Source organism: Candidatus Poriferisodalis sp. (genome assembly GCF_965208485.1).
In the GTDB taxonomy this organism is placed as follows: Bacteria; Actinomycetota; Acidimicrobiia; order Acidimicrobiales; family Poriferisodalaceae; genus Poriferisodalis.
On sequence record NZ_OZ242344.1, the window covers coordinates 4325143 to 4345960 of the forward strand.

Consider the following 20818-nt stretch of genomic DNA (forward strand, 5'->3'; position numbering starts at 1 on the left):
AGCGCGTGAGCCGGGCCGACGAGTTGCCCGAGGGGTTGCGTCAGCGGGCTGACGGGTCCTTGGCCTGCTGGTGGGGCGAAGGTCACGACGACTACGAGGCGTACCACGACGCCGAGTGGGGCATGCCGGTGACGGACGACGTGCGCCTGTACGAGAAGATGTGCCTGGAGGGCTTCCAGTCGGGACTCTCGTGGCTGACGATCCTGCGCAAGAGGGAGAGCTTCCGGGCGGCATTCGGCGGATTCGACTTTGAGACGGTGGCCCGCTTCGGCGCCGACGATGTCGAGCGGCTGTTGAGCGATACAGGGATCGTGCGTCACCGGGGCAAGATCGAGGCAACCATCAGCAACGCCCGTGCAGCGTTGGACACGATCGAGGCGCACGGCAGCTTGGCAGCATTCTTCTGGTCGTTCGAACCGGGTCCCGAGGACCGGCCGACGGTCATCGACTACAAGGCGCTGGTCTCGATGCCCATGACGCCCGAATCGGCTGCCCTCTGCAAGGCGTTGCGGAAGCTGGGCTGGCGGTTTGTCGGCCCGACTACGTGCTACGCACTGATGCAGGCCTCAGGCATCGTCAACGATCACCTCGAGGGCTGTCACCGGCGATCCGCAGTCGAAGCCGCGCGCTCGGCACTGAGAAGACCGTGAGCGGTGCCGCTCGAAGACATGCCGAGCATCTCTGCCCGCATCGGGATCGCCTGCCTCGATGCGCCGCAGCGCCGCCGCCGCCTCGCTCTCGCTGATATCAGCAGGCAGGCGAAGATTCTGATGCGCTTGCGGCGGTGCGCTTGCGGCGGTGCGCTTGCGGCGGTGATTGCGTCACACGGTCATCTTGCCCGCCCCGCTCCACCGCTGAGGATCATGAGATCATGCGCCGGGATTGGCCTGGCCGCTGCGGCAGTTGCTCAGCAGCCTGCTCCTCGCCGCTGGCACCGACGGCGACGACTCCGTCTTGGGTGGCCAGATAGGTCATCGGCACGTCGTGGGACTCGACGGGCAGCCGATCGAAGACGAGCACCTTGGGGGCCACGCCGACACGAGGGCAGTCTTCGGGCAGCCTGGCAAGCAACTCGTCGAAGTAGCCGACGCCGTGGCCCAGCCGGGTGCCGTGCCAGTCGAATGCCACGCCGGGCACCAGCGCCAGCGAGATGTGCCGGGGCTGCAACTCGAAGGCGTCGGCTGTCGGCTGGGGAAAGCCGTATCGATGCTGCTCCATAGCTCCGGCCGCTGGATGCAGAGTGAGCGGACCGGCTTCCGGAGTGCGGGTGACGGCGAAGCGCTGCCAGCCCAGTCCATCAGCCAGACCGTCCAGCGACATCTCGTCCGCCATGGCCCGGTAGAAGAGGATCAGGCTGGCCCCCGCTGGCCCAGGCCGCCCGGCGACGGCAGCCGAGCGTTCGTCGAACGCCTCGATGAACACCTGAAGCTCTGCGACAACGGCGGCTGTCAAGGCCGCAGTGACCGGCTGCCGGCGATCCCGGACCCACCGACGCCAGTCCGCCTTCGATGATTCCGGTCCGGGAGCACCGCTCATTGAATCGACGCTAGGTGTCTCGCGCCAGCCAGTGTCAAGCGCCGTCGCCAGCAGGCGGTCCGCTGAGGAACCGCGGAACAGTCAGGCGATCGTCTCGGGCTCGATGGTCACCAGCAGTTCAGCCACCGATGCGGTGTTGGGCAGCCGCAGGATGGTGGCGACCGCGGCGGCCAGGTCTTCGGGCTGGATCATGAGCGACGGGTCGACGCCGCTGTCGGCCGTCATGTCGGTCTGTACGAAGCCAGGGCATACCGCCGTACAGCGGATGCCGTCGCCGAAGGTCGCATGACGCACCGCGTGGTGCATCGCTGTGGCTGCGTGCTTGGTCATCGCGTATCCGGGGGCGAAGGTGCCGCGCACTCGCTTGCCCGACATCGAGATGACGTTGACGATGCGGCCCTCGCCGCTGCGGCGCAGGTGATCGAGCGTGGCGCGGATCATCCTCAGCGGACCCTTCGCATTGACTTCCCACATCTCGTCCAGCGCCGCCTCGGGCGTGTCGAAGATCCCGCCGGTGTGCGCGACGCCGGCGTTGTTCACCAAGCAGTCGATGCGTCCGTGTGCGGCAACGGTCTCCGCAGTCCAGCGCGCGGCCGCCTCGGGATCGGTGGCGTCATGGCGATGCAGGGTGATCGCCGGGCCATGATCATCGGTGCGGTACGAAGCCACTGAGGCTTCGAGCGACGCCAGGCTGCGCGCGCCCAGCGACAGCGCCCAGCCGTCTGCATGCAACGCCGCAGCGATCGCCTCGCCGATGCCGCGGTTCGCGCCGCTGATCATCGCCACGCATCCAGTGATGTCTCGCATGTCTCACCTCTGACTCATCCGGGCGTGCCCGCACGGCTCGCAGTAGTGTTCGCAGGCGGCCCTTGACCCAGATCGGAAAGATAGGGCCGGGAGGCTGGATCGATGGCGCAGAGCTTGTCGGCGGGCGACGAGGCAGCCTCATATCTTCCCGGTTCACCCGAACGCAACGAACTGGCGCGCCGCACCATCCGGGTGCTGCAGCTTGGCGTGATCCCAGGCGGGCTGGCCATGACGGCGTCGTTCTCGGCGGCCACCCTGCTCGCCGACCAGATGACGGGCAGCGAGACGAAAGCGTCGCTGGCGGCTGTGTGCCTCAGCATCGGCGGCACGCTCGCCGGCATCCCGCTCGCCGCGCTGATGGCTCGGCACGGTCGCCGCGCAGGACTCGCCGCCGGCTACTCGGTCGGTGCGATCGGCGGCACGCTGGCCCTGCTCTCCGCGTTTGCCGGCCGCTACTCGATGCTCGTGGCAGGCATGGTGCTGATCGGCACCGGCCAAGCCGCCAACTTGGCCGCGCGGTACGCAGGCGCCGACCTGGCCACCGATGAGAACCGGGCCCGCTCGATCAGCCTCGTGCTGTGGGCCGGCACCGTCGGATCCGTGCTCGGACCCACGGCGGCGCTCGGCCTCAAGAGCCTGTTCGCCGACACCGAGGGGCTGAGCGGCTTCGCCCTTCCCTACGCCCTGACGCTGGGACTGTTCGCTGTCGCCGCCGTCAACATCTGGCGGCGCCTGCGGCCCGATCCGCTGCGCGTCGTGGCCGCCGACACCGGATCAGCAGGCGTCAAGCTGCCGAGCCTGGCCGAAGCCGGGCGCATCTTGGCCCACCCGGTGGCCTCTATCGCACTCATCGGGATGATGCTCTCGCAAGCGGTGATGGTCGGCGTGATGACCGTCTCGCCGATCCACATGTCCCAAGGCGGTCAGAACCCGCTGGTCATCGGGATCATGCTCTCGCTGCACATCGCCGGCATGTTCGCCTTCTCGCCGTACGTCGGCTGGGTGGTCGACCGGGTCGGCGGGCAATCGGTCATCGTGGTGGGAGCACTCGTGCTGGCCACGGGCGCTGCGTTCGCGGCCAACACCGATGCCTCCCACGCCACCGGCCTGCTGTGGGGCCTGTTCCTGGTCGGTATCGGCTGGAGCTGCTGCGTGGTTGCAGCCAGCTCGCTGCTGACCGCGTCGTTCACGGTGGAGCGTCGCGTCAGCGTGCAGGCCACTGCGGATGTGCTGATGACAGCGCTCGGCGCCGCCGCCGGCGTGAGCTCGGGATTGGCGGTCGAGCATCGGTCGTACGCCGATCTGGCGAGCTGGGGCGCGTGGGTAGCCGTGGCGCTGGGCATCGCGGCCGTGGCGATGCTGGTGCGGAACTTCAGGATGACGCGACGGCTGACCGTCTGAGCAGCAGTTGCGTCGCTGCGGCGCGGTCACTGCTGCCCGTCACCGGGATGTTCAGAACAGCCCGTCGAGGCAGGTCGCGAGCTTCGAGTCACCCAACGCCGGCTGAGCCGTGAGGCGCGACAGGAACGTCACCGAGACGAAGTCGTGCATGACTGCGCCCGTGTCGACATCGACGGGCATGTCGACCGCGTCGCCCCACTGCATCGCAACCCGGTAGGCGTCTTCGTTGTCGGGATGCGGTTCGAGGCTCACAGTCGTGATCGATCGGGGCGGCAGGGTGCCCACCTCGGTGAATCTCCAGCCCTTCATGTCCGCGACTTCGCAGTTGGGCACGTTGAGGTTGACGGCCCACGCCGCGGGATGCTCGTCGGCGAGCAGACCGTTGAGCACGACGCTGGCCACATCGGCTGCGGCGTGCCACTTCTGGCCGGCGATGGCGTCCTCCCAGCCTTGGCCCTCCACGCCGAAGCCCTCGACGGTCTGGCTGACTGCCAGCCCAGGGATGTCGCCGTTGCGGCCGGTCAGCACCGCGCCGACGGTGCCGGAGTGATACACGGATCGCCCCACGTTGGCGCCGGGGTTGATGCCCGACACGACGAGATCAATCGGCCCGAACGCGCCGAGCCGAGCGAACATCACGCAGAGCGCCGGTGCGCCGGACACTGCCCACGCATCTTCGATGCCATCGAATCTCACCTTGTGCACCTGCGGCTCGATGAGGTGCAGCGGCCCGATCGCGGCGCCGGCGCCCGAGTACTCCGAGTCGGGCGCGACCACGACAACGTCACCGTGGGCGGTCATCGCGCTCGCCAGCACGTGCAATCCCTCGGACTCGATTCCGTCGTCGTTGGTCACCAGGATTCGCACCGTGTCGAAGGTACTGCGCGATGGCGACATGTGTACGAATGCCCCGCGAACGCGCGATGCCCTGCCGTTGAGATATGAACGACTCGACGCCCGCACGGCGCGGAGCGGCTGGTCTGAGTGTCGGGCGGGCTGTCGTGGCAGGCTCTCTCGCTGTGAAGGGGACGGTCGAGACCGGGTTGGCTGCCCGAGCGCACACGCTGCGCGTCCTGCACACCTCCGACGTGCACATCGGGCATGTGCGCGGCCCGCACGGAACCCACCGCGACGTCTGCCAGTGCCCCATTCACGCCCTCGCCGACGCGGTTGCGCAGCATGAGGCCGACGTGCTGCTCATAGCGGGCGACTTGTTCGACCACGCCCGCTTGCGGAGGACCGATGTCGCGCACACCATGGAGCTGCTCGGTCGGGTCGATGCCTCGGTAGTCGTCATTCCCGGCAATCACGATGTACACGACGAGCGGTCGGTGTGGGGCACTCATGCCGATCATGAGCACCGCCTCGAAGTCACCGGTTCCGGCGTGATCTTCCTCGACGATCCCGAAGGCGCGACCCTGCACTTCGGCGATCACGACCTGACGCTGTGGGGCCGGGCCATGGAATCCCACGATGTCGACTACCGGCCGCTTGCCGGTGTGCCGCCCCGCCCGGCTGACGGCTGGTTCATCGCGGCGGGCCATGGTCACTTCCTGCGCACCGCGGACGATGAGCATCGCTCGTCGCCGATCACGGCATCCGAGATCGAGGCCACCGGCGCCGACTACGTGGCACTCGGCCACTGGCACGTCACCACCGATGTCTCCGTGGGCGAGGTGACCGCGTGGTATCCCGGCGCACCCATGGGGATGCCCTCGAACGGGACTGCTTCACTCGTCACGCTTGAACGACGGGCTGATGGGGTCCGCCAGCGAGCCGCCGTCTCGCAGGTAGCCGTCGCACCCCCCGCCGACGGCTGCGCCCAGCGGAGCTGACGCCAAGCGGCTGAGCCGCGCTGCTACAGATCGGCCGCCACCCGGTCGATGCGTCGCTGGAGCGATTCGCACTCGCTCATGTGGCGCATCGCCTCGGACTTCGCCGCTCCGTAGTCCTCGGCGACTTGACGTGCACGTTCGGGGTCGTCGTAGGTGGACGGATCGCCAAGCAGCGTCTGCATCTCGGCGACGCGGTGTTCGGCGGCCTCCCATTCCCGTTCCGCGGCCGCCAGCGTTCGACGCAGGTCCGCTGTCGCATCGTGGGCAGCCTGACGCCGGCTGGCGCCCTCGCGGCGGCGCTCGGCAGCGACCGCCCGTGAAGTCGGCGCCTCAGAGATGCTGCCAGGCCGGCCGTCGCCGATCCGGCCGCCGGTGCTGCCTCCTGCGGTCCGTCTCGTGCTCAGCCCCGGGGGTCGCAGCAAGTCCTCGTCGACTCCCGGATGCAGCGTTGCGGTGCCGTCGCGCACCACGATCAGCGAGTCGGCCACGCTGCGGATGAGGTGGCGGTCATGAGTCACCAGCAGCACCGTGCCCGGATACACCGACAGAGCGTCCTCGAGCAGGTCGCAGCTCGGCAGATCGAGATGGTTGGTGGGTTCGTCGAGCACCAGCAGGTTGACCGGGTTGGCCATCGTGATGCCGAGCGCCAGCCGGGTGCGTTCGCCGCCCGACAGGTCGGCCACCTTGCGGTCCGCAGCATCGCCCGCAAAGCCGAAACCGCCGAGCATCGTGCGCATATTCCTCCCCGGCTGATCGCCCACCGACGCCGTGAATTCCTCCACCACCGAGCGGCGGGGGTCCATGACCTCGGTGAGATGCTGCTCGAAGGTCGCCATGTCGACGTTGCGGCCCCGGTGCAGCTCGCCGCTGAGCACGCCGAGATCGCCCTGCAGCACCCGCAGCAGCGTCGTCTTGCCGGCGCCGTTGGGACCGACGACGCCCACCTTGGTGCCGCGTTCGATGACCAGGTTCACACCATCGAGCACTGGCTCGTCGCCGTCGGGGTACCCCAGCGTCGCGTCGATCAACTCGGTGACGACGCGTGAGGATCGTCGCGGCGTGCCGAAGCCGAAGCGTGCGGCCAGCTCCTTGCGGCTCGGGACCTCGACCGGTTCGAGCTTCGCCAGCGCCTTGATCCGGCTCTGCACCTGGCGGGCTTTGGTGGCCTTGTAGCGGAAGCGCTCGATGAATCGTTCGGTGTGCGCCCGGCGGCGCGCTTGGTGGGATGCGGCCGCTTCGGCAGCTGCGATTCGCTCTTCGCGAGCGGCAACGAACTCGGCGAAGCCGCCGACGTGGGTGTACGCGCTGGCGCCGTCCATCTCGATGACGCGATTGGCCACGGTGTCGATGAAGTCGCGGTCATGACTCACAAACAGCAGGCCGCCCTCCCAGGCGGCGAGCTGGTCCTCCAGCCACGCCACCGAGTCCACGTCGAGATGATTCGTGGGCTCGTCGGCCAGCAGCACGTCGGGCTTGGCCAGCAGCAACTGTGCGAGCGCCACCCGCATCCGCCAGCCTCCCGAGAGCTGCGCCACGGGCCGCTGAGCGTCGTCGGGAGCGAAGCCCAGCCCGGCCAGCACCCGGTGAGCCTCGGCTTCGAAGCCGTACCCGCCGATCTGGCGAAAGCGAGCCTCCAATTCGCCGTAACGGGCAAGCACCTCGTCATGATCTGCTGCGTCGACATCGGCCAGCCGCTCTTCGAGCGAACGCAGCTCCGCCGTCATCGCGGTGATGTCGCCCGACCCCGCCAAGGTCGCTTCCAGCACGGTGCCCTCGGTGATCTCGTCGAGCTCCTGGGGCAGGTAGCCGAGCGTGAGGCCGCTCTGGCGGTGCACGTCGCCCTCGTCGGGCTCACCGATGCCGGCCAGGATCTCCAGCAGTGTCGTCTTGCCCACGCCGTTGCCGCCCACCAGGGCGATGCGCCGCCCAGCCGCGAGCTGCACATCCACGCCGGCGAACAGCCGCCGCGGCGGGTACGACTTGCACAGCCCGGAACCCCACAGCACGGCGCGAGTCTGCCGCGGCGCCGCCCGATCGAGCGGCGCGGGGATTCTCTAGGCGAAGTGAGGCGCCACGTCGGCCATGAAGGCCCGCAGCGCGTCCAGACGGCCCTCGACGCCGCCTCGCACCACCGGGTCGAGCACGAGGTGCGTCACACCCGTCGCTGCCACGCGACCGATCATGTCGATCATCTGCTCGGTGCTGCCCGCGACCGACACCGCCGGCTTCATGGCAGCGGCCGGATCGAGGTAGCAGCGCAGCGACAGCGTGATCTCGCTGCGGTCGCGGCCCGCAGCGTCGCACGCATCGCCCACCTGGCGCCAGCCGGAGGCCACGTCGTCGAGCGTCTCGAACGCCGCGTGGAAGCCGTGGCCGTGCTGGGCCACCCGCCGGTACGCGGCCGGTGTGTTGCCGCCGACCCAGATCGGCACCGGGTCCTGCACCGGCTTGGGCTCAAAGCCCACTTCGGGGAACGAGTAGAACTCGCCGTCGAAGCTCGGGTCGTCCTCGGTGAACAGCGTGCGGAACACCTCGAGCTGCTCGTCTGAGCGCTTGCCCCGGCGATCCCATGGCATGCCCAGCACCTCGGCCTCTTCGCGCATCCAGCCCACGCCCACGCCCAGGATCAGCCGGCCGTTCGACAGCACATCGATGGTCGCCAAGCGCTTCGCCGTCTCCACCGGCGGCCGGTACGGCAGGATCAGCACACTGAAGCCAAGCCGCAGGTTCTCCGTGACGGCCGCAACGAACAGCAGCGTCCCGATCGGGTCCAGCCAGCCCGTCTTGGGCGGCGCCGGAAAGGAGCCGTCGTCGCTGTAGGGGTACTGCGACACCAGCTCGGCCGGCCAGCAGACATGATCTGAGGCCCAGCCCGAAGCGAAGCCGAGCCGGTCGACCTCGGCAGAGAAAGCGATGAGCCCGTCGCGAGTACCGACGCGCCCCAAGTGCGGCAGAGTGACTCCCCATTCCATGAGGCGACACGCTAGGGGGTCAGGGGTCGATGAGGACGCCGGGGTTGAGGATGCCGTTGGGGTCGAGCCGCTTCTTGGCGGCTCGGATCGCTTCGGCGAACAGCTCTGGGCGCTGGCGGTCGTACGCGTTGGGGCGATGCATCCGCCCCACTGCGTGATGGTGCGTGCAGGTGCCGCCGGCCGCCTCGAGTGCTTCGTTGGCGGCGTCCTTGACGATCTGCCACTGGGAGATCTCGCCGCCTTGGGTGCCCATGCCCGACCACGTGTAGTACGGCGCCGGGCCGTCGGTGTACACGTGGGTGAACCGGCACGACAGCGAGTGGTGCGGCCCGAAGACTTCGGCGAGCACTGCGCCGACCTTCTCACGCACCACCGCGTCGAATTCGGGCCACTGGTCCCAGGTGATCGCTGTCTCGAAGGTGTCGTTGATGAGCCCCAGCGAGGTCTCGACTCCGTTGCCGATGCCGATGAACGCGTTGCGCCAGGCGCCGACCGCGCCGCCGCGTCCGGTCGGTGTGCCCGTCCCGTCGTCGATCTGGATCTCGTCATCGGGGACGTGCCCATCGCAGCCGCGTGCGATCTCGACGGCTTGGGCGATGTTGTGCCGCTGGGTCAGCTCAGCCGATTCGAACGACACGATCACCAGCGCGTGCTCGCCGTCCATCCCGGCGGCCCGGCCGGCTTCGACCGGATCGAGGATGCGCAGGTTCGCGGGCCACAGCTTCGCCTGGACCAGGTGCCGCACCGCCGTGCAGCCCGCCTGGAATGACGGGAACGTGATGCCCGCCGTCGCCCGGAACGTCGGGCGCTTCTGGATGCGCATCCACGCCTCGGTGATGATGCCGTAGATGCCTTCCGAGCCGATCACCATGCGGTCGGGGCTGGGGCCGGCGCCCGAACCCGGCAGCCGGCGTGACTCCCACCAGCCCGACGGCGTGATCATCCGGGCCGACTCGACGAAGTCGTCGATATGGGTGTGGTTGGTGGCGTAGTGGCCGCCCGAGCGGGTCGCGATCCAGCCGCCGAGCGTGGAGAAGCGGAACGACTGGGGGAAGTGGCGCAGCGTGTGCCCGCTCGGGCGGAGTTGATCCTCGAGGTGGGGGCCGAAGACGCCGGCCTGGATGCGAGCGGCCCGTGACACGTCGTCGATCTCGAGGACCTGATCGAGCTGGTCCAGCGAGATGACCACGGTCGGTCCGCGGTCTTCGGGCGGGGTGAGGCCCCAGACCACTGACGATCCGCCGCCATAGGGCACCGCGATATGACCCTGGGCGTCGCACCAGTCGAGCGTGGCCTCGACCTCTGTCTCGTTGCGTGGGTGAGCCACCACGTCGGGCGGGTTCGGGAAGTCCAGGTTGAAGGCCCGGACCCGTTCGGTGAAGTGGGCACCGTAGGCGTACCGGGCCCGGTCGTAGGTGCTCGTCGAGCACCAGCCGGCCACCGCGTCACCAATGGCGATGCGTGGCGGACGCAGGTCGGCGTCGTCGACCGACGGCACCGGCTTGGCCACGATCTCGGCGCCGTACTGGGCCGAGAGCTTGCTGGCCAGTTCAGCCCGGTCGGCGTCGGTGGGTTCTTCGGACTCCAGGCACCACGCCCAGAACGACTTGCGATCTGCCATGACTCGTACCTCCAGATGCGCGCCCGTCAAGCTAGAGGATGCGCGAGCGGGCAAACCCTTCCGTTGTCGCACCAGCTGTCTCCCGCTCTTGTTCGCTTCGCTCACGGGCCGTTGGGGCCACGGCTTCGCCATTCGGCTCAGCTTCTTGGGCGCGCAGCGCCGAGTACAGCAGCGTCAGGCGTCCGCGAGCAGCGCCCTGCTGATGACCAGCTTCTGGATCTCGCTGGTGCCTTCGCCGATGATCATCAGCGGAGCGTCGCGGTAGTAGCGCTCCACCGGGTACTCGGTGGAGAAGCCGTTGCCGCCGTGGATGCGCATCGCGTCCAGCGACAGCTCCGCGGCGGTCTCCGATGCGAACAGCTTGGCCATGCCGGCGGCCAGGTCGACCCGCTCGCCCGCGTCGGCCTTGCGGGCGGCGTCGTAGGTCATGAGACGGGCGGCGTGCAGCTTGGTGGCCATCTCGGCGATCTTGAACGCGATGGCCTGGTGCTTGGCGATGGGCTTGCCGAAGGCTGCGCGCTGCTTCGCGTAGGCCACCGCAGCGTCATAGGCAGCCTGAGCAACGCCCACTCCCCGGGCTGCTACGTTGATGCGGCCCAGTTCCAGTGCAGCGAGCGCCCAGCGCAGGCCATTCCCGATGCCGCCATCATGGCCATCGCCGCCCAGCACCCGGTCGGCCGGCACACGATGATCCACGTAGGACATCTCGACGGTCTCGAGGCCGCGGTAGCCGATCTTGTCGATCTTGCGGCTGACGGTGATGCCGCCCGAGTGCTTGCCCGGCGTCTTGTCGACCAGGAAGCAGGTGATGCCGGAGCTGCCTGAAGCATCGCCTTCGGGAACCCGGGCCAGCAGTGCCACGATGCCTGCCCGTTCGCCGTTGGTGACCCACATCTTGGTGCCGTTGATGACGAACTCGTCGCCGTCGCGCACTGCTCGGCAGCGCAGCGCGCCCGCGTCGGAGCCGCTGTCATGCTCCGACAGCGAGAAACAGCCGCGCAGCTTCCCGGTGGCCATCTGGGGGAGTGATCGATCGCGCTGCGCATCGGTCCCGAACCGGTCGATCAGCTTGGCGCAGATGAGATGACTGTTCACGATGCCCGCCAGCGACATCCACCCACGGGACAGCTCCTCGATGACCCGGGCATAGGTCACATGGTCGAGGTCGAGACCGCCGTGCGGTTCGGGGATAGTGGCACCGAACAGACCGAAGTCCTCCATCTGTTCAGCCATTTCGGTGGGGTACTCGTCCGCCAGCTCCAGCGCCGAAGAACCCGGGACGACGACATCGTCCACCCAGCGGCGCAGCGTGTCGATGATCTCGTCGGCAGCCTCGTCCGTGGCTTCGTTGTGGCGATGCACCGATCCTCCTCCCACTGACGGATCAGACCGACCCGTCATCGACGCTATGGCGCGTTGCCTCTCGCTTGCATTGAGCGGCACTGCGGGTCCGCCAGCGTCCTGACGAACTGGTCGTGCTTGCTCTGTTCGGGCGTGACCGTCGGCGCGTTTCCAGTACCGAGTTCGACCGTGATGGCCCCTGCACACTTCACCCCGTTGGAGCCTCTCGTGCACTTGGATGTTGCTTGAGCACACATGGGAGCGAGCTTGCGGTGTTTGGAGACGTCGAACCCCAGGGGGCCTCGATGGGTTGTGATGTTATGTCTGTGCGGTTGTGGTTGCCGCGCATCGGAGTGCTGGGGGTTGTGGTTGACGCGCTTGAGCGGCTGGTGGTGCGGGTGGCGTCGACGGTGCGCCGCCCGTGCTGTGCTGTGGCCAAGCGCTATCGGGTGGGCTGGCAGGAGGTGGTGATGGGCCTGTTGGCCGCATGTGCGGCCGTGGTCGGCGAGCATCGCCGCCGGCGGCGCTGCCGTGTTCTTTTGGTCGACGAGACCTCGGTCCGCGAGCGGCGCCGTTACGTGACGGTGCTGGTGAACGGCGCGCCGAGCGCTCGGGCAGCGCGCAGGGCGGGTTCGTCGCCACGCTCATCAAACACCACAGCCGCAGCCGACATGTCCTTCGGTTCCGGCTGAGTGAAGGCGACCATGTCGGCATTGCCGAGTTCGTCAACGGCCCTATCACCTACTCGCCCGACGCGAACCCGCTGGTCGGCCCTGCGGCGGGGGTGCGCGGCTTCTACCAAGCTGTGGGTGTTCAGATCGGCATCACTCACGCGGCAGCCGTGGGCAAGGTGCTGACCGAGATGATCGTCGACGGCGACACCGAGTGGGACGTGCGGCAGTGGGATCCTCGCCGTTTCGGCGACTGGTGAGCCAGCCGTCATTGGACCGGCGCTGCCCGTGCCGCCAGAGCAGCAGAGTTGCTCGTAGCATTCGCGCCGAATCAAGGAGCACGACGATGAAGATTTCCATGGCGATCGGCGCAGGTGCGAGCCTGAATCCCCAGCGCCTCACCCAGCATGTGACCGATCTCGAAGCCGCCGGTGTGGACATGATCTGGGGTGGCGAGATCTACGGATTCGATCTGGTGTCGACGCTGGCGTACGTGGCCGCCAAGACCGAGCGCATCCAGTTGATGACCGGCATCCTGCCCATCTACTCGCGCAGCCCCGCGATCATCGCCCAGACCGCCATGACCATCGACACGCTGTCTGAGGGCCGGTTCATTTTGGGTCTCGGAACTTCGGGACCGCAGGTGATCGAGGGCTGGCACGGCGTGCCGTTCAGCAAGCCGATGGGGCGGACTCGCGACGTGATCGAGATCTGCCGCAAGGTCTGGTCGGGCGACCGGGTCGTTCATGAGGGCAGCGCGGTCAGCCTGCCCTATGACGGGGGCACCGGCCTGGGCAAGCCGCTCAAGCTCATGGCCAAGCCGCTGCGGCGGGACATCCCGATTGCGGTGGCGGCGATCGGGCCTCGCAACGTGGAGATGACCGCCGAGCTGGCCGAGGTCTGGCAGCCCATCCACTTCCTGCCCGAGAAGTTCAACGACGTGTGGGGCGACGCGCTGGCAGCCGGTGGTGCCAAGCGCTCCGGCGACCTGGCCGACCTGCAGATCGTGGCGGGCGGCACGGTGGCGATGGGCGCAGGCCCGATCGTCGACGCCGCCCGCAAGGGTGTGCGCGACAACGTCGGCTTCTATGTCGGCGGCATGGGCGCTCGCGACAGGAACTTCTACAACGACCTGTTCAAGCGCTACGGGTACGTCGACGAGGCAGAGAAGATCCAGGATCTGTTCCTGACCGGCAAGCGTGACGAGGCGTTCGCCGCGGTGCCCGACGACTACATCGACCGCGCCAGCCTCACCGGCGACCCGGAGCGCGTGAAGGAGCGCATCGAGGTGTACCGCTCGGTCGGGGTCTCCTGCTTGGACATCTCCATTCCGCCTGAGACCGAGAATCCCCTCGACGTCATCTCCCAAGTCAAGGCTTGGGCCGAGTAGCCGGCAGCCGATGCCGACGGTTGCTGTGCCCCTGAGCAGCGGCATGGCTGTGCCTGCCCGGTCCAAGAATCGCGGCAGCAACCGCTGATGGGTGGAGAGGGCAGTCCTGCAGCGGCGTCGGGCGGTCGCCTGAGTGCTCGCGAACGGTTTCTGGCTGGGGCCGAGGAGCTCGGCTTGGCGCCGGAGATCCTGCGCTTTCCCGAGGGAACCCGAACTGCCGAACAGGCGGCCGCTGCGGTGGGCTGCGAACTGGGCCAGATTGTGAAGTCGCTCGTGTTCCTGTGCGACGGTCAACCGGTTCTGGCGCTCACGTCGGGCGCCAACCGGGTGGACACCGAGCGGCTCGGCACGGTGCTCGACGGCAAGATCACCCGTGCCGACGCCGACGGCGTGCGCGAGGCCACCGGCTATGCGATCGGCGGCACCCCGCCCTTCGGCCATGCGCAGCCTCTCCGGGCTGTGGTGGATCCTGCGCTGCTGGCCTACGACGTCGTGTGGGCCGCAGCGGGAACGCCCGAGACAGTTTTCGAGTTGACGCCCGGGGAGCTGGTGCAGGCAAGCGACGCCGAGGTCGCCGACTTCGCCGCTGCCTGAGGACCTGCGATCTCGGTCTCCGGGCAGGCGGGGCTGTGAAACGGTGGGGCGCGGCAGAGATTCCCAGCCGGAGGTCTTGCAGCCGCATCCCTCGGACTGAGATGCGTCTGAGTCTTCGAGCTTCTGCGTTTCTTGTGGGGTGGGGCTGCTGGGTTCGGGTGGTGGTCAGTCTTGGGCGAGGATGCGTCGGGCTGCCCGGGCGGCAGTGTCGGTGCGGGTCTGGCCGGTGATGCGCTCGATGTCAGTGCGGTCGGGCGCGGCTGCGGCGACAGCGTCGCGGACCTCGTCGCTGACCGCTGAGCGGCCGCCGACGATGATCACCGATACCGGCTCGTACTCGTCGATGAGCGTCTCCGCGGCATCGGAAAGCGCCGCCGCTTCGGTGTAGATCACTGCTGCGTTGTCGCTGGCGGCCGCCAGCGCTGCCGCGACGCCCACGTCAGGCGGCGACCAGCCGTTCGCTGTCACCAAGGTGACCCTCGCGGCGTCCTCGGGGTCGCCGAGCACACGCCTCGCTGCCGCTGCCGCGGTCGCGACACGGTCAGCGCCGGACACACGCGACGTGCTTGCCTGCCCGCCCGCCGCGTCAGCGGCCTGCTGCTGCGCAGCCGCGCTGACCGCTGCCTCGCCGCCTATCACTACTACCTCCTCGGTGGGGTACTCGCGCAGCAGCGCAGCCGACTCCTCAGCCAACGCGCCGCTGCCGGTGTACAGCACCGCCGCGCGGTCCCCGCTGGCGGCTGCCAGCGCTGCCGCGACGCCCACGTCAGGCGGCGACCAGCCGTTCGCTATCACGAACGTGACCCCGCCGCCGGCAGCGCCGCCGAGCACACGCCGCGCTGCCGCCGCCGCGGTCGCGACACGATCCGATCCCGACACCAGCGACACGAACGTGTCCCGCGACGCCGCGCGGATCTCGTTCACCACCGCCCGAGGCACCGCCGCCGGGCCGCCCACCAACAGCACCTCAGCCGGCAGCGCATCCCTCAGCAGCCTCTCCACCTCTGCGGGCAGCTCCTCCTCGTCCTCAGCGGCGTACACCACCGCGCCGCCCTCACGGGCCGCCAGCACCGCCGCCACACCCACATCAGCAGCGCTCCACCCATTGGCCAGCACCAGCGTCGCCACGCCGGTCTCCAGACCAGAACCGCCGCCGCTGCCCGTGCTGGGAGGCGTGCTGCCGCCGCTGCTGCCTGTGCTGGGAGGCGTGCTGCCGCCGCTGCCCGTGCTGGGAGGCGTGGAGACGGCGCTGCAAGCGCTGAGGCCGAGCTGCTGCCCGCTCAGCAGGCTCACCAGCGCGACAGGAATGCACCCCGACAGGCTGTTGCCGGACAGCCAGAGCCCGGTGAGGCCGGCGAGGCCGCCGAGTTCAGGCGGAATCGGGCCCGTCAGATCGTTGTCGGACAGGATGAGCCTAGTGAGGCCGGCGAGGCCGCCGAGTTCAGGCGGAATCGGACCCGACAGGCTGTTCAGGTTCAGCCGGAGCTCGGTGAGGCCGGCGAGGCCGCCGAGTTCAGGCGGAATCGGGCCCGTCAGATCGTTTTGCGACAAGTCGAGCTCGGTGAGGCCGGCGAGGCCGCCGAGTTCAGGCGGAATCGGGCCCGTCAGATCGTTGTTGGACAGCCAGAGCCCGGTGAGGCCGGCGAGGCCGCCGAGTTCAGGCGGAACCGAACCCGACAGCTGGCTGCCGTCCAGCGAGAGCTCGGTGACGCGGGGAGGGCTGCCCGCGACGGTGACGCCGTCCCAACCGGACATCGCCACCGAAGTGCTCCAGTTCAGCGACGCTGCGGTGCTGGCGCCGATGAGAATCGGCTGAGCGTCGAGCAGGACCTCGCAATCGGCGATGAGACCAGCGTCGGTCGCGGAGCTCGACACCGCAGCAGTGCCAGAGCACATCGAACCCGAACTGCCGCCCATGTTGTCAGGCGGCACAGTCGTCGGCGGCACAGTGACCGGCGGCACAGTCGTCGGCGGTGTAGTGCCTTGGCCGCACGGGCTCAGGCCGAGGTCCTGGTCCCTCAGCAACTCCACCAGCGCCACGGGAATGCACCCCGACAGAGAGTTGCCCGACAGCCGGAGCCGCCTCAGACTGCCCAGACCGCCCAGCTCAGCCGGGATCGGTCCGGTCAGGCTGTTGTCGCTCAAGTCCAGCACCGTCAACCCCGACAGGCCGCCCAGCTCAGCCGGGATCTGACCCGACAGGCCGTTGCCGCCCAAGTCCAGCTGGGTCAGGCTGCTCAGATCGCCCAGCTCGTCAGGAATCGGACCCGACAGGCCGTTGTTGGCCAAGTCCAGCACCGTCAACCCCGACAGACCGCCCAGCTCAGCCGGGATCTGACCCGACAGACCGTTGTTGCCCAAATACAGCTGGGTCAGGCTGCTCAGATCGCCCAGCTCGTCGGGGATCGAGCCCGTCAGGCCGTTGCCGCCCAAGTTCAGCCGGGTCAGGCTGCTCAGATCGCCCAAGTCAGCCGGGATCGAGCCCGTCAGGCCGTTGCCGCCCAAGTCCAGCCGGGTCAGGCTGCTCAGATCGCCCAAGTCAGCCGGGATCGAGCCCGTCAGGCCGTTGCCGCCCAAGTCCAGCCGGGTCAGGCTGCTCAGATCGCCCAGGTCGTCGGGGATCGAGCCCGTCAGGCCGTTGCCGCCCAAGTCCAGCCGGGTCAGGCTGCTCAGATCGCCCAGCTGCGTCGGAATCGAACCCGTCAGCTCATTGAACGCCAAATCCAGATGAGCCAGATTGGACAGACTGCCCAGCTGCGTCGGAATCGAGCCCGTCAGCTCATTGAACAACAACGACAACAACGTCAGATCGGACAGACTGCCCAACTGTGTCGGAATCGAACCCGACAGATCATTGAGCGACAAATCCAGCGACGTCAGATTGGACAGGCTGCCCAGCTGCGTCGGAATCGAGCCCGACAAGCTATTGCCCGCCAAATCCAGATAAGCCAGATTGGACAGGCTGCCCAGCTGCGTCGGAATCGAGCCCGTCAGCTCATTGAACGACAACGACAGCGACGTGAGGCTGCGCAGGCTTCCAAGATCGTCGGGGATCGAGCCCGTCAAAGCATTGCCCGACAAATCCAGCCGCTCGAGTGCGCCGAAGTGCGTGCCGAACCCGGTCGGAATCGTGCCCGTCAGGCCGCGGGCCGACAGATTCAGGCGCACGACGCGCGTTGCGCCGTGACCTGGGCGCGGGATGGTGACGCCGTCCCATTCGTTGATCGGCAAGGCGGTATCCCAATTCAGCGACGCCTCAGTGCTGTCGCCGATGAGCGCCGGCATCGCAGTATTGACCAAGAAAATGCACTCGGCAAGGAGGACAGTGTTCTGAGTGCATGGCCTGTCCGGCTGCTGTGCCCCGACCGGCCCGCTCAGCCCCACAACGGCAGCGACCAGCGCCGCAGCGACCGCCGCCGCAGCCGACCGGTGCCTGCCCGTGCTCGCCGCACTTGCCTTCACCGTCATCTCACCAGCTCTCAACGGGGGGGGGGGGGGGGTCATACACGACTGTCTCCTCTCACAGCAGCGGCTGAACGGCTGCCGCGCACGAACGCTGAGAAAGATATCAAGGCACGACTCAAGCGAAAGACCGCCAAGCATCGCTTTCGTCGGGCCGACCGATGACCCCGGCCGGTCTGGTTCCTGATCAGGGTCGCCGCCTCGGCGAGATCAGCGGCCCTTGAACTCGGGTTGGCGTTTGTTCATGAAGGCGTCTACGCCTTCATGGTAGTCCTCGCTGTCGAAGCATGCCCGGATCATCGCCTCGGTTTCGCTGAAGTCGCGCTGGGATTCCGGTTTCTGCCATTGCGTCAATGCCGCTTTTGCGGCGGCGATGGTGAGCGGAGCGTTCTGGCAGATGAGGTCGGTCCATTCCTCCACCGAAGCCTCCAGCCGCGCTTTGGGCACTACCCGGTTGACGAGTCCCATCTGCAGCGCCTCCTGCGCGCCGAAGCGATCAGCCAGAAAGAAGATGCGCTTCGCGGCCGAGGGGCCGATCAAGCGCATCAGCGTGCCGATGCCCGCAGTTCCGTAGCCGAGCCCGAGCCGGGCCGCTGGGATCGTGAACTGGGCATCGTCGGCGGCGACGCGCAGGTCGGCTGCCAGCGCCACTGCCAGCCCGCCGCCGATGCAGTAGCCCCCGATGGCGGCGATGAGCGGCTTGGACAAGCCGAGCAAGGCCGCTTGCGCTCTCGATGTGGTGTCGTCGTAGTCACGGTTGCCGCTCGCGTCGGACCGCTGCTCGCCGAACTGGCTGATGTCTGCGCCTGCGGCGAAAGCGCGTTCGCCCGCGCCGCGGATCACCACCACCCGGATGTCGTGGTCGTCCTCCATCTCGGCAGCGGCGGCCGTGATGCCGTCCCACATCTGCGCGCTGATGGCGTTGTGCCGCTGCGGATGGTCCAGGACGATACGGCCGACGTGGCCGTCGCGTTCAAGATGCACCTGCCCGCTCACAGCGGCTGACGCTACCGCCGGGGCTGCGTCGATGACGGCACGGCTGCCCAATGGCGGGCCAGGACTCGGAAGTCGGCTCGTTCGCTGCGCTCCGGCGCCGTCGGCGGGATCAGGACTCGGGCGGAACCCAGCCGGCGTCGCGACGCTCGCGGAAGGCTGCGATGCCCTCGGCGGCCTCGTCGCTCTGAAACAGCCGCTGGCTGAGCTCGGCTGTCCACTTCCAGGCCTCGGGGCGCGGCATCTGGGACACCTTGGCCACGAGCTGTTTCGTGCTGGCCAGCGCATTGGGGCCGCCGCGCACCAGCCGCCGCAATGCGGTTGCTACCGCGTCGTCGAGCTGGTCGCGCGGCACCGCGCGGTTGATCAGCCCGGCCGCTGCCGCCCGCGGAGCCGGCACGCGCTCGCCTTCGAGGAACAACTCGCTGGCGTCAGCGCGGCGCAGCTTCGGCAGGCAGACCACTGAGATCACCGCGGGTGCCACGCCGATGCGGACTTCGGTGAATCCGATGATCGCGTCGTCGGCCGCAATCGAGATGTCCATGGCGGCCGCCAGCCCGACGCCGCCGGCGGTGACGTGACCCGCCAGCCGGCCCACGACAGGCTTGTCGCAGGTCATGATCTTCTCGAGGATTTCCACGAAGCTGTGGCGCAGGGTGGGCTGAGGCACGCCAGGCTGCGCAGCCCGCAGGTCGGCACCGGCGCAGAACGTGTTTCCGACATGCGTGAACAGCACGGCACGTACCTCGGAATCCGCCAGCGCCGCCTCGAAGCGATCGCCGATGCCGTTGACGACCTCGACGCTGAGCGCATTGCGGTAGTCGGGACGATTCAGCGTGATCGTCGCGACTCCGCCAGCGACCTCGTAGAGCACGGCGGCTTCGGGATCGTCGTTCGGGGTGCGATTGTCCGGAGGGTTGTCCTGTGGCATCGCAGCGATGCTAGGCATCGAGCCGACAGCGCACAGCGCTCAAGCCGACTCCTAGGCTCCCGCAGATGACAGAGCTTCTCGCACAGGCTGAATCGGCGACCGACGCCATAGACGCACTCCTGGAGATCAGCCGCGTCGACGAAGTCTGCGGCACCGAGCCCAGCTGGATCTGCGAGCGCATCTACGACTGGACCGGCAGCGAGGGCTTCGCCTCGGCCTCGGTCTGGATCGTGGACAAGCCGCTCACGGCGCTGATCATCCTGCTGCTGTCAGTCATTGCCCGACGCATCGTGCGCCGCGCCATCGACCACATGGTGGAGCGCATCGCATCCGACAAGAAGCACGCCGAACAAGACGAAGCCGAACGCACCGCTGAAGCGGGACGCGCTTGGGATCCTGAGCGTCTCAAGGCCAAGCTGAAGCAACTGAGCGATCGCACAGAGCGGGCGAGACAACGCGCAACCACGCTCGGCACGCTGTTCAAGAGCATCGCCACAGCGATCATCTGGGCAGTCGCGCTGATGATGCTGCTCGGCGAGTTCGACGTGAATCTCGGGCCGCTGATCGCGGGAGCGGGCATCTTGGGCGTGGCCATCGGGTTCGGCGCCCAGACCTTGGTCAGGGACCTGCTCACGGGCGTGTTCATGCTGATCGAAGACCAGTACGGCGTCGGCGACTGGATTGATCTCGGCGAGGCCTCGGGAACCGTGGAAGCCGTTGGCCTGCGTACGACCCGGCTGCGCGATATCGGAGGCACCGTCTGGTATGTGCCCAATGGCGTCATCACTCGCGTCGGAAACTATTCGCAGCTGTGGGCGCAAGTGCCGCTCGACATCGACGTCAGTTATGACACAGATCTCGATGAGGCGATGACAATCATCAAGAGGGCCGCTGACGAGGTCTGGCACGAGCAGGGCGAGGCCACGACCGTGCTCGAGGAGCCGAACGTGGTGGGCGTGCAGGCCTTTGCTGCCGACTCGATCACGATTCGCGTCATGCTCAAGACCGAGGCAGCGGAGCAATGGGCGACCGCCCGATTGATGCGAAAGCGCATCAAGGAGGCGTTCGATCAGGCTGGGATCGAGATCCCGTTCCCGCAGCGAACGGTGTGGGTCCGCAGCGAGGACAACAGCGCTTCGTCAGGAGGCGACCGTCTCACTGCGTCGATTGCGACCGCATCGGTCGGCCCGGAACCGGAGACCGCCCACGACAGCGACGACGGCGAGGGCTGAGGACTCATCTCAGCCCTCTTCGCTCTCTTCAT

General features: G+C 68.1%; 18 protein-coding genes. 8 read left to right on the forward strand and 10 right to left on the reverse strand.

Features of this window, described 5'->3' with window-relative positions:
- Positions 1 to 5: 5 nt before the first annotated feature.
- Positions 6 to 650, forward strand: a complete 645-nt coding sequence (locus ACOGXQ_RS19735; protein WP_419945309.1) for a DNA-3-methyladenine glycosylase I — start codon at positions 6 to 8, stop codon at positions 648 to 650.
- Between the two features lie 211 nt (positions 651 to 861).
- Here ACOGXQ_RS19735 and ACOGXQ_RS19740 read toward each other — a convergent pair whose 3' ends face one another.
- Positions 862 to 1536 (reverse strand): 5-formyltetrahydrofolate cyclo-ligase, encoded by a 675-nt coding sequence (locus ACOGXQ_RS19740; RefSeq protein ID WP_419945310.1) that lies wholly within the window; start codon positions 1534 to 1536, stop codon positions 862 to 864.
- 81 nt (positions 1537 to 1617) lie between these two features.
- Positions 1618 to 2343: an SDR family oxidoreductase gene (locus ACOGXQ_RS19745; protein ID WP_419945311.1), complete on the reverse strand. Its 726-nt coding sequence runs from the start codon at positions 2341 to 2343 to the stop codon at positions 1618 to 1620.
- A 102-nt stretch (positions 2344 to 2445) separates the two neighbouring features.
- Between ACOGXQ_RS19745 and ACOGXQ_RS19750 the strand changes: the two genes are divergently transcribed.
- Entirely contained in the window at positions 2446 to 3744 is a 1299-nt protein-coding gene (locus tag ACOGXQ_RS19750) for an MFS transporter (RefSeq protein ID WP_419945312.1), read from the forward strand.
- Between the two features lie 51 nt (positions 3745 to 3795).
- On the opposite strand, the gene surE is transcribed toward ACOGXQ_RS19750, so the two are convergent.
- On the reverse strand, positions 3796 to 4611 hold the full coding sequence (gene surE / locus ACOGXQ_RS19755) for a 5'/3'-nucleotidase SurE (protein ID WP_419945313.1): 816 nt from the start codon (positions 4609 to 4611) through the stop codon (positions 3796 to 3798).
- A gap of 152 nt (positions 4612 to 4763) precedes the next feature.
- Between surE and ACOGXQ_RS19760 the strand changes: the two genes are divergently transcribed.
- Complete coding sequence (locus tag ACOGXQ_RS19760) at positions 4764 to 5579, forward strand: metallophosphoesterase family protein (protein WP_419945314.1); 816 nt, start codon at positions 4764 to 4766, stop codon at positions 5577 to 5579.
- A 23-nt stretch (positions 5580 to 5602) separates the two neighbouring features.
- Here the strand turns inward: ACOGXQ_RS19760 and ACOGXQ_RS19765 are convergent, their stop codons facing one another.
- From ACOGXQ_RS19765 to ACOGXQ_RS19780, 4 genes are all read right to left on the reverse strand, one after another.
- Positions 5603 to 7585, reverse strand: coding sequence for an ABC-F family ATP-binding cassette domain-containing protein (locus ACOGXQ_RS19765; RefSeq protein ID WP_419945315.1), 1983 nt, complete (start codon positions 7583 to 7585; stop codon positions 5603 to 5605).
- A 48-nt stretch (positions 7586 to 7633) separates the two neighbouring features.
- Entirely contained in the window at positions 7634 to 8551 is a 918-nt protein-coding gene (locus tag ACOGXQ_RS19770) for an LLM class F420-dependent oxidoreductase (protein WP_419945316.1), read from the reverse strand.
- Positions 8552 to 8570: 19 nt separating this feature from the next.
- Complete coding sequence (locus tag ACOGXQ_RS19775; RefSeq protein ID WP_419945317.1) at positions 8571 to 10172, reverse strand: FAD-binding oxidoreductase; 1602 nt, start codon at positions 10170 to 10172, stop codon at positions 8571 to 8573.
- 174 nt (positions 10173 to 10346) lie between these two features.
- Positions 10347 to 11534 carry an acyl-CoA dehydrogenase family protein gene (locus tag ACOGXQ_RS19780; RefSeq protein ID WP_419945318.1) on the reverse strand — a complete coding sequence of 396 codons (1188 nt, stop codon included), beginning with the start codon at positions 11532 to 11534 and terminating at the stop codon, positions 10347 to 10349.
- A gap of 284 nt (positions 11535 to 11818) precedes the next feature.
- On the opposite strand from ACOGXQ_RS19780, the gene ACOGXQ_RS19785 reads away from it, so the two are divergent.
- The 4 genes from ACOGXQ_RS19785 (at position 11819) to ACOGXQ_RS19800 (ending at position 14168) form a co-directional block, all read left to right on the forward strand.
- Positions 11819 to 12205, forward strand: a complete 387-nt coding sequence (locus ACOGXQ_RS19785; protein WP_419945319.1) for a hypothetical protein — start codon at positions 11819 to 11821, stop codon at positions 12203 to 12205.
- A 92-nt stretch (positions 12206 to 12297) separates the two neighbouring features.
- Positions 12298 to 12444 (forward strand): hypothetical protein, encoded by a 147-nt coding sequence (locus ACOGXQ_RS19790; RefSeq protein ID WP_419945320.1) that lies wholly within the window; start codon positions 12298 to 12300, stop codon positions 12442 to 12444.
- An 86-nt stretch (positions 12445 to 12530) separates the two neighbouring features.
- On the forward strand, positions 12531 to 13574 hold the full coding sequence (locus tag ACOGXQ_RS19795) for an LLM class F420-dependent oxidoreductase (RefSeq protein ID WP_419945321.1): 1044 nt from the start codon (positions 12531 to 12533) through the stop codon (positions 13572 to 13574).
- Between the two features lie 87 nt (positions 13575 to 13661).
- Positions 13662 to 14168: a YbaK/EbsC family protein gene (locus ACOGXQ_RS19800; protein ID WP_419945322.1), complete on the forward strand. Its 507-nt coding sequence runs from the start codon at positions 13662 to 13664 to the stop codon at positions 14166 to 14168.
- 165 nt (positions 14169 to 14333) lie between these two features.
- Here the strand turns inward: ACOGXQ_RS19800 and ACOGXQ_RS19805 are convergent, their stop codons facing one another.
- From ACOGXQ_RS19805 to ACOGXQ_RS19815, 3 genes are all read right to left on the reverse strand, one after another.
- Complete coding sequence (locus tag ACOGXQ_RS19805) at positions 14334 to 17636, reverse strand: cell wall-binding repeat-containing protein (RefSeq protein ID WP_419945323.1); 3303 nt, start codon at positions 17634 to 17636, stop codon at positions 14334 to 14336.
- A gap of 204 nt (positions 17637 to 17840) precedes the next feature.
- A complete protein-coding gene (locus ACOGXQ_RS19810; protein WP_419945324.1) occupies positions 17841 to 18626 on the reverse strand; it encodes an enoyl-CoA hydratase in 786 nt (261 codons plus the stop codon).
- Between the two features lie 109 nt (positions 18627 to 18735).
- Positions 18736 to 19554, reverse strand: coding sequence for an enoyl-CoA hydratase/isomerase family protein (locus tag ACOGXQ_RS19815; protein ID WP_419945325.1), 819 nt, complete (start codon positions 19552 to 19554; stop codon positions 18736 to 18738).
- Between the two features lie 65 nt (positions 19555 to 19619).
- Between ACOGXQ_RS19815 and ACOGXQ_RS19820 the strand changes: the two genes are divergently transcribed.
- On the forward strand, positions 19620 to 20786 hold the full coding sequence (locus ACOGXQ_RS19820; protein WP_419945326.1) for a mechanosensitive ion channel family protein: 1167 nt from the start codon (positions 19620 to 19622) through the stop codon (positions 20784 to 20786).
- The last annotated feature ends 32 nt before the right edge of the window (positions 20787 to 20818 follow it).

What these genes read in the sequence shown, in the direction of transcription:
- ACOGXQ_RS19820 (WP_419945326.1), top strand. Translation starts at nt 19,620, where the DNA reads ATGACAGAGCTTCTCGCACAGGCTGAATCGGCGACCGACGCCATAGAC.
- ACOGXQ_RS19750 (WP_419945312.1), top strand. Translation starts at nt 2,446, where the DNA reads ATGGCGCAGAGCTTGTCGGCGGGCGACGAGGCAGCCTCATATCTTCCC.
- ACOGXQ_RS19815 (WP_419945325.1), bottom strand. Translation starts at nt 19,554, where the DNA reads ATGCCACAGGACAACCCTCCGGACAATCGCACCCCGAACGACGATCCC.
- ACOGXQ_RS19745 (WP_419945311.1), bottom strand. Translation starts at nt 2,343, where the DNA reads ATGCGAGACATCACTGGATGCGTGGCGATGATCAGCGGCGCGAACCGC.
- ACOGXQ_RS19785 (WP_419945319.1), top strand. Translation starts at nt 11,819, where the DNA reads ATGGGTTGTGATGTTATGTCTGTGCGGTTGTGGTTGCCGCGCATCGGA.
- ACOGXQ_RS19800 (WP_419945322.1), top strand. Translation starts at nt 13,662, where the DNA reads ATGGGTGGAGAGGGCAGTCCTGCAGCGGCGTCGGGCGGTCGCCTGAGT.
- ACOGXQ_RS19770 (WP_419945316.1), bottom strand. Translation starts at nt 8,551, where the DNA reads ATGGAATGGGGAGTCACTCTGCCGCACTTGGGGCGCGTCGGTACTCGC.
- ACOGXQ_RS19775 (WP_419945317.1), bottom strand. Translation starts at nt 10,172, where the DNA reads ATGGCAGATCGCAAGTCGTTCTGGGCGTGGTGCCTGGAGTCCGAAGAA.
- ACOGXQ_RS19795 (WP_419945321.1), top strand. Translation starts at nt 12,531, where the DNA reads ATGAAGATTTCCATGGCGATCGGCGCAGGTGCGAGCCTGAATCCCCAG.
- ACOGXQ_RS19740 (WP_419945310.1), bottom strand. Translation starts at nt 1,536, where the DNA reads ATGAGCGGTGCTCCCGGACCGGAATCATCGAAGGCGGACTGGCGTCGG.
- ACOGXQ_RS19805 (WP_419945323.1), bottom strand. Translation starts at nt 17,636, where the DNA reads ATGACGGTGAAGGCAAGTGCGGCGAGCACGGGCAGGCACCGGTCGGCT.